At 65.2% G+C, this 5,152-nt stretch carries 4 protein-coding genes; all 4 read right to left on the bottom strand.

What is annotated here, in order from left to right; translation table 11 throughout:
• Positions 1-22: 22 nt before the first annotated feature.
• The 4 genes from K789_RS0109810 to kynA all read right to left on the bottom strand — a co-directional run bounded on the left by K789_RS0109810 (position 23) and on the right by kynA (position 5,101).
• On the bottom strand, positions 23-2,272 hold the full coding sequence (locus K789_RS0109810) for a polyribonucleotide nucleotidyltransferase (RefSeq protein ID WP_024366601.1): 2,250 nt from the start codon (positions 2,270-2,272) through the stop codon (positions 23-25).
• Between the two features lie 247 nt (positions 2,273-2,519).
• A complete protein-coding gene (rpsO, locus tag K789_RS0109805; RefSeq protein WP_024366600.1) occupies positions 2,520-2,789 on the bottom strand; it encodes a 30S ribosomal protein S15 in 270 nt (89 codons plus the stop codon).
• Between the two features lie 159 nt (positions 2,790-2,948).
• Positions 2,949-4,199 carry a kynureninase gene (gene kynU, locus K789_RS0109800; protein WP_051180984.1) on the bottom strand — a complete coding sequence of 417 codons (1,251 nt, stop codon included), beginning with the start codon at positions 4,197-4,199 and terminating at the stop codon, positions 2,949-2,951.
• 47 nt (positions 4,200-4,246) lie between these two features.
• Complete coding sequence (gene kynA, locus K789_RS0109795) at positions 4,247-5,101, bottom strand: tryptophan 2,3-dioxygenase (protein ID WP_024366598.1); 855 nt, start codon at positions 5,099-5,101, stop codon at positions 4,247-4,249.
• Positions 5,102-5,152 lie beyond the last annotated feature (51 nt).

Raw genomic sequence — 5,152 nt, 5'->3', positions numbered from 1 at the left:
CCGCCGCTTGAGTCAGGAAAGACTACTCTGCGGTCTCCAGGGAAACCTCAGCGTCGTCAGCGTTCTCGGAGCCTGCCTCGTCAGCCACAACGGGAGAGAGGGAGAGCTTGCCGCGGTCATCGATCTTGGTGATTTCCACCTGGATCTTCTGGCCGACGGAGACCACGTCATCGACGTTGTCCACGCGCTTGCCGCCGGCGATCTTGCGCAGCTCGGAGATGTGCAGCAGACCGTCCTTGCCCGGAGTCAGGGAAACGAAGGCGCCAAAGGTGGTGGTCTTGACGACCGTGCCCAGGTAGCGCTCGCCGATTTCCGGGATCTGCGGGTTGGCGATGGCGTTGATCGCGGACCGTGCTGCGTCGGCAGACGGGCCGTTGGTGGCGCCAATGTAGACAGTTCCGTCGTCCTCGATCGAGATGTCGGCTCCGGTGTCTTCCTGGATCTGGTTGATCATCTTGCCCTTCGGGCCGATGACCTCGCCGATCTTGTCTACCGGGATCTTGACCGCGATGACGCGCGGCGCGAACTCGGAGAGCTCGTCCGGGGTGTCGATCGCGGAGTTCAGGACGTCCAGGATGTGCAGGCGGGCTTCGCGGGCCTGCTTCAGGGCGGCGGCCAGGACGGAGGCCGGGATGCCATCGAGCTTCGTGTCCAGCTGGATGGCCGTGACGAACTCGGCGGTACCGGCGACCTTGAAGTCCATGTCGCCGAAGGCATCTTCGGCACCGAGGATATCGGTCAGGGCGGCGTAGCGGGTCTGGCCGTCAACCTGGTCGGAGACCAGGCCCATGGCGATACCGGCAACAGCGGCTTTCAGCGGCACACCTGCGTTGAGCAGGGACAGCGTGGAGGCGCAGACGGAACCCATCGACGTCGAACCGTTGGAGCTGAGGGCCTCAGACACCTGGCGGATGGCGTAGGGGAATTCCTCGCGGGACGGCAGCACCGGCATGATGGCGCGCTCTGCAAGCGCACCGTGGCCGATTTCGCGGCGCTTCGGGGAACCGACGCGGCCGGTCTCGCCGGTGGAGTACGGCGGGAAGTTGTAGTTGTGCATGTAGCGCTTGCGCGTCACGGGAGACAGCGAGTCGATCTGCTGTTCCATCTTGAGCATGTTCAGCGTGGTGACACCCATGATCTGGGTCTCGCCGCGTTCGAAGATGGCCGAGCCGTGGACGCGGGGCAGAACCTCAACCTCGGCGGTGAGCTGGCGGATGTCCGTCAGGCCACGGCCGTCGATGCGGATCTGGTCCTTGAGGATGCGCTGGCGCACAACCTGCTTGGTGACGGAGCGGAAGGCTGCGGACAGCTCCTTCTCGCGGCCTTCGAACTGGCCGGCCAGGGAAGAGGTGACCTCGTCCTTGAGCGCATCCGAGGCGGTGTCGCGTTCCTGCTTGTCGGCGACCTGGAAGACGGCGGCCAGCTTCTCGGCGGCAGCGGACTCCACGGCGGCGTAGACGTCGTCCTGGTAGTCCAGGAAGACCGGGAACTCGACGGTCGGCTTGGCGGCGCGTGCTGCCAGGTCGGACTGTGCTTCGCAGAGTGCCTTGATGAACGGCTTGGCAGCCTCGAGGCCCTCGGAGACAACCTCTTCGGTCGGGGCGGTGGCGCCCTGTTCCTTGATGAGGTTCCAGGAGTTGTCGGTGGCTTCGGCTTCAACCATCATGATGGCGACGTCGTCACCGGCGATGCGGCCGGCAACGACCATGTTGAAGACGGCGTTCTCAAGCTGGGAGTGCTTCGGGAACGCAACCCACTGCGGGCCGTGCTCGTCCTGGACGAGGGCAACGCGGACGCCGCCGATCGGGCCGGAGAAGGGCAGGCCGGAGAGCTGGGTGGACATCGAGGAAGCGTTGATCGCTACCACGTCGTAGAGCTCGTCCGGGTTGATGGACAGCACGGTGACGACGATCTGGACCTCGTTGCGCAGGCCCTTGACGAAGGCGGGGCGCAGCGGACGGTCCATCAGGCGGCAGGCCAGGATGGCTTCCGTGGAGGGGCGGCCTTCGCGGCGGAAGAACGAACCCGGGATGCGGCCGGCGGCGTACATACGCTCTTCGACGTCGACGGTCAGCGGGAAGAAGTCGAAACCTTCGCGCGGGTGCTTGCCGGCGGTGGTTGCGGACAGCAGCGCGGTCTCTTCGTCGATGTAGACCATCGCTGCGCCGGCTGCCTGCTTGGCAAGGCGGCCGGTTTCAAAGCGGATTACACGCTTGCCGAAGCGGCCATTGTCAATGACTGCTTCTGAGAACTGGATTTCGGGACCCTCCATAGAGAGTCACCTCCGTTTCGTGGTTCACGGAGTCCAGCCGCATCAACCCAGTCCAGCATCTGTCTGCTGGCCTGCACTGCACCCGGTCATCGATCGAGACCCACGGGCTAAGGCTTCACTCGTTGAAGCCGTTCCCGGAAGTCACTACCGAAGACCGCGAATGCGTGATGCGGTTGATCCTCCTGTTGAGTTTTGTGTGAAGAAGGCGGCCCTTTCCGTCACGGAAGGGGCCGCCCCTTAAAGCTGACTAGCGGCGCAGGCCGAGACGCTCGATGAGCTTACGGTAGCGGGTGATGTCAGTGTTCTTGAGGTAGGTCAGCATGCGCTTGCGACGACCAACCATGGCCAGCAGACCGCGCTGGGTGTGGTAATCGTGCTTGTGCACCTTCATGTGCTCAGTGAGATCCTTGATCCGCTGAGTCAGGACTGCAACCTGGACCTCCGGTGAACCGGTATCGCCCTCGGACGTTGCGAAATCCTGAATGATGGACGTCTTTACAGCGGCTTCAAGTGCCACGATAACTCCTAGAGATGTGCCGTGAGGCCCGAATCAGTAACTCACTGCCGGGGGTGCTGCGCCGGTGATTCTGCTCCGAAGAGAGGATTTCCCGTACACAACAAGAGCCAGCCGCCACGGACTGCAGCCGGATCCAACGTTTAGTTTACCGGCACGCCGCTAATCTTGTCGAAACGGCCGGTCCTGCTGTTTTCCGGAAGGGCCCTCATCCAGCCGTTCGCGGATGGCGGCCACCCCGCGGTACACCTCGGTAAACGATGTGCTCAGCGGGGACAGCCCGATCCGGAGTCCGTGCGGCGCCCGGAAATCCGGGATGACATCCTGCTCCCACAGCGCCGCGGTCATCTCCCGGAACGCGGGGTGGTCCACAGTGATGTGGCTGCCGCGCAGTTCCGGATCCCGCGGTGTCGAGAGTTCAACCCCCGCCGGGGCGAGCCACGCGTCGTGGAGTTCGACGGCGAACGCGGTCAGCAGGCGTGACTTCTCCCGGACCGCGGCCATGCCGACCTCCTCGAGCAGGTCCAGGGTGCCGCGCATCGCGAGCATCCCGAAGACCGCCGGGGTGCCGCTGAGGAACCCCCGGATGCCGGCAGCGGCCTCGTAGCCGGGCCCCATTTCGAAGGCGTCCTTGCGTCCCATCCAGCCCCAGATCGGCTGCTGGAGGCCGGGCAGGTGCCGGGCGTTGACATAGGCGAACGCGGGCGAACCCGGTCCCCCGTTGAGGTACTTGTACGTGCAGCCGGCGGCGAAGTCGACGCCGGCGGCGTCCAGGGCGATCTCCACCGACCCGGCGGAATGGCACAGGTCCCACACCACCAGCGCACCGGCGTCGTGGACTGCCGCGGTGATCCCCGGCAGGTCCGCGAGGAACCCGGAGCGGTAGGCGATCTGGCTCAGGACCACGACGGCTGTGGCCGGGCCGGTGGCGGCGCGTACCTGCTCGACGGTCACACCGGAGGAGGGATCCGCGTCGATCCAGCGCAGCGTCAGTCCCTCTTCGCGGGCAATGCCCTCGACGAGGTAGCGGTCGGTGGGGAAATTCTCTGTGTCAAGGACGATTTCGGTGCGCGCCGGGTCCGTGACCGCAGCCAGCGCGGCCCGGATCAGCTTGTATAGCACCACCGTGGTGGAGTCGGCGATGATGGTCTGCCCGGCGGCGGCACCGAGGACGGCCCTTCCGAGCTGGTCGCCGATGGCCTGCGGGAGCTCCAGCCATTCCTCGTCCCAGCCGCGGATCAGCCGGCCGCCCCAGCTGTCCCGGATGAAGCTGCTGATGTCGGTGACGGTGCGCTTGAGCGGCCGGCCGAGGGAGTTGCCGTCCAGGTAGGCAAGTTCCGTGTCGGCAGCGATGAAGTGGTCGCGGTAGGCGGCCAGCGGATCGGCGGCGTCCAGTTTCCGGGCGCGCTGCATCAAAGCATCGCGGTTCTGTGCCGCAGCCCCTGCCGGGGTCAGTGCGCTCACTGGCCGATCTCCGTCCGGACGGCGAAGAGTTCGGGGAAGAACGTCAGTTCCAGCGCCTTCTGCAGGAAGGCAGCACCGCTGGAGCCGCCGGTGCCGGACTTCATGCCGATGGTGCGCTGCACGGTGCGCAGATGCCGGAAGCGCCACAGCTGGAAGTTATCCTCGAGGTCCACGAGTTCCTCGCAGGCCTCGTAGGCGCCCCAGTTGTCCGCGGCGTTCTCATAGATGTACTTGAATACCGGGACCAGCTCGGCGCAGAACTCGTGCGCTTTGGTGACGTCCCGCTCCAGCAGTGCGGCGGGCACGTCGAAGCCCTGGCGCTTGAGGTAGGCGAGGAAATCGTCATAGATGCTCGGCGATTCGAGGATCTCCAGCAGCATCGCGTGGGCCTCGGGGTCGGATTCGAACACCGGCAGCATCTTGCGGTTCTTGTTGCCCAGCAGAAACTCGACCGCGCGGTACTGGCTGGACTGGAATCCCGAGGAGTTGCCCAGGAAACCGCGGAACTGCGAGTACTCGGTGGGTGTGAGGGTGGCCAGCACGGACCACTGCTCGGTGAGTGTTTTCTGGATGTGCTTGACCCGGGCGATCGCCTTCAGCGCCGAGCCGAGGTCGTCGGCGCGGAGCCAGGCGGCGGCGCTGCGGAGCTCGTGGAGCACCAGCTTGAGCCACAGCTCCGTGGTCTGGTGCTGGATGATGAACAGCATCTCGTCATGGTGCTCCGGCGTGCTGACCGGCTGCTGGGCGCTCAGCAGCGTCGGCAGCTGCAGGTAGGACGCGTAGCTCATCCGGGAACTGAAGTCGCGGACAATATCCTTGTCCAGCTCCCGCGTATTTTTCTCAATCGTCACGTTTCTTGCCTTCCTTGCCCAATGGCTGTGCCTCACCGCGCGGACCGGCCG

The sequence above is a fragment of the Arthrobacter sp. TB 26 genome, assembly GCF_000427315.1.
Classification (GTDB): Bacteria; Actinomycetota; Actinomycetes; order Actinomycetales; family Micrococcaceae; genus Arthrobacter.
Note: the sequence above shows the minus strand (reverse complement) of the source record. Positions and strands in the feature narration are given on the sequence as shown.

Coding starts and splice junctions, on each gene's coding strand:
- K789_RS0109810 (WP_024366601.1), bottom strand. CDS start 2,272: ATGGAGGGTCCCGAAATCCAGTTCTCAGAAGCAGTCATTGACAATGGC.
- kynU (WP_051180984.1), bottom strand. CDS start 4,199: ATGCAGCGCGCCCGGAAACTGGACGCCGCCGATCCGCTGGCCGCCTAC.